The organism is Halomonas sp., assembly GCF_031581305.1.
Classification (GTDB): Bacteria; Pseudomonadota; Gammaproteobacteria; order Pseudomonadales; family Halomonadaceae; genus Halomonas.
The window spans coordinates 10,455-12,744 of the sequence record NZ_JAVLBC010000092.1; the positions used below are offsets into that span (position 1 = coordinate 10,455).

Consider the following 2,290-nt stretch of genomic DNA (forward strand, 5'->3'; position numbering starts at 1 on the left):
GATCGATCTCGTCATGGCGGCCTGTTGACCGGGCTGCCGCAAGGCGTCCGCCGCGTTTCAACAGACTTGTCCACAGAAGCGGTGGGAAACCCACTGTGGACAGACTGGGCGGGCAGAGGTCAGGGCAGGACCTTCTTGAAGGGCTTCACCGTCACCTTGGCGTAGACACCGGCGATCATGTAGGGGTCGGCATCGGCCCAGGCCTGGGCACTCTCCAGGTCCTCGAACTCGGCGACCACCAGGCTGCCGATGAAGCCGGCCTCCCCAGGGTCCTCGCTGTCGATCGCGGGGTGGGGGCCGGCCAGCACCAGGCGGCCTTCGTCGCGCAGCGCCTCGAGGCGGGCCAGGTGATCGGGACGAGCGGCCAGACGCCGCTCCAGGCTGTTGTTCACATCTTCACTGATGATGGCGTAGAGCATCTCGGGTCTTCCTCGGTGGTGGGCGGATCGCGCCGCGGGTGCGGCTGGCGCCCGGCATTGACCGTCACCGGTCAGCCAAGCAACATGGAGGGATATTCTGACAAACTCATCCGCCGGCGTCATGCCCATGCCAGCACTTCCCGTGCGCTTCGAGGGCGAGCCCCTCACCATCGACCTGCACATGCACTCCACGGTCTCCGACGGCGCCCTGCCGCCGGCCGAGGTGGTGGCACTGTGTCGCGCCCGGGGGCTGACCCATATGGCACTCACCGACCATGACACCATGGACGGTATGGCGGAGGCGCAAGCCGCCGCGCGCCACGAGGGGATCCGTCTGATCCCCGGTACCGAGCTCTCCACCCAGTGGCGCGGTATCAATATCCATGTGGTGGGGCTGCTGCCCGATGGTTCCCGGGGTGACCTGGTGGCCGGGCTCGCCGCCCAGGCCCACGCCCGGGAGTGCCGCTCTCTGAAGATCGCCGAACGCATGGAAAAGGTCGGCCTCACCGATGCCCTGTCGCGGGCCCGCGAGCAGGCTGGTTCAGCGCGCCCGCTGGGCCGCCCGGACTTTGCCCGGGCGCTGGTCGCGGCGGGGCTGGTGCCGGATATCGGCACCGCCTTCAAGAAACACCTGGGCAATGGCAAGGCCGGTGACATCAAGGCCCACTGGCCCTTTCTCTCCGCCGCGGTGGCCTGGATTCTCGATGCCGGCGGCGTTGCGGTGCTGGCCCATCCGCTGCGCCATGGCCTGACCCGGCGCAAGCGCGGCCTGCTGCTGGACGACTTCGCCGCCGCCGGGGGCCAGGCGGCCGAGCTGGTCAGCGGCTTCCAGAATGCCGACGTGACCCGCGACCTGGCGCGCCAGCTCCAGGAGCGCGACCTCTACGGCTCGGTGGGCAGTGACTTCCACTTCCCCGGCGGCCACTTGGCGCCGGGCAGCATGAGTCCGGTGCCGCGCACCGCCACGCCGCCGGTGTGGACTCACCCGCGTCTGGCCGGCCTTGCCGCCCCGGCGGCCGCCTGAGGCCGGAACGCGGGATCGCGACGCGCTATAGTGACAGACACCTACCACCGGCCACCGAACAGGGAGCTCACATGAGCCAGTTTTTCCAGATCCATCCCGACAACCCCCAGAAGCGCCTGATCGACCAGGCGACCCAGATCATCCGCGACGGCGGCGTGGTCGCTTACCCGACGGATTCCGGCTATGCCCTGGGCTGCCATCTGGGCGACAAGAAGGCCATCGAGAAGATCAAGTGGCTGCGCTCGCTGGACGACAAGCACAACTTCACCCTGGTCTGCTCGGATCTCTCGGAGATCGGCACCTACGCCAAGGTGGACAACGACGTCTTCCGCCTGCTCAAGGCCCACACGCCAGGGGCCTATACCTTCATTCTGGACGCCACCAGCGAGGTGCCGCGGCTGCTGCTCCACCCGAAGCGCCGCTCTATCGGCGTGCGCGTGCCGGACCATGCCATTACCCGGGCATTGCTCGCCGCCCTGGGCGAGCCGCTGATGAGCGTTACCCTGATTCCGGTCGGTGAGGAGCTGCCGATGACCGATGCCGAGGAGATCCGCGAGCGCTTTGGCGCACACCTCGACCTGATCATCGACGGCGGCGCCTGCCACCTGGACGCCACCAGCGTGATCGACCTGCGCGACCTGCCGCCGAAGATCCTTCGCGAGGGCCGCGGCGACATCTCCCCCTTCCAGGCCTGATCCCATGCGCCGCCGGCTCAGCGGGGCGGCGGCGCATCCCTCTTCTCCTCTTTTTTATCGCCACCATGCTCGCGCCACCAGGCCTCCTGCTCGTCTTCGGGCAGGTTCGGGTCGGGGGAGTTCTCGTCGAGCCAGGTACCGCACAGCAGGCA

At 68.3% G+C, this 2,290-nt stretch carries 3 protein-coding genes; 2 read left to right on the forward strand and 1 reads right to left on the reverse strand.

Translation table 11 applies throughout. The features are described 5' to 3' along the window. Positions 1-119: 119 nt before the first annotated feature. Positions 120-419, reverse strand: coding sequence for a YciI family protein (locus tag RI841_RS09290; RefSeq protein ID WP_310705316.1), 300 nt, complete (start codon positions 417-419; stop codon positions 120-122). A 121-nt stretch (positions 420-540) separates the two neighbouring features. On the opposite strand from RI841_RS09290, the gene RI841_RS09295 reads away from it, so the two are divergent. Both RI841_RS09295 and RI841_RS09300 read left to right on the forward strand, forming a co-directional pair. Then, positions 541-1,443 (forward strand): PHP domain-containing protein, encoded by a 903-nt coding sequence (locus RI841_RS09295; protein ID WP_310705317.1) that lies wholly within the window; start codon positions 541-543, stop codon positions 1,441-1,443. 71 nt (positions 1,444-1,514) lie between these two features. Then, on the forward strand, positions 1,515-2,138 hold the full coding sequence (locus RI841_RS09300; protein ID WP_310705318.1) for an L-threonylcarbamoyladenylate synthase: 624 nt from the start codon (positions 1,515-1,517) through the stop codon (positions 2,136-2,138). The last annotated feature ends 152 nt before the right edge of the window (positions 2,139-2,290 follow it).

Coding starts and splice junctions, on each gene's coding strand:
- RI841_RS09300 (WP_310705318.1), top strand. CDS start 1,515: ATGAGCCAGTTTTTCCAGATCCATCCCGACAACCCCCAGAAGCGCCTG.
- RI841_RS09290 (WP_310705316.1), bottom strand. CDS start 419: ATGCTCTACGCCATCATCAGTGAAGATGTGAACAACAGCCTGGAGCGG.
- RI841_RS09295 (WP_310705317.1), top strand. CDS start 541: ATGCCCATGCCAGCACTTCCCGTGCGCTTCGAGGGCGAGCCCCTCACC.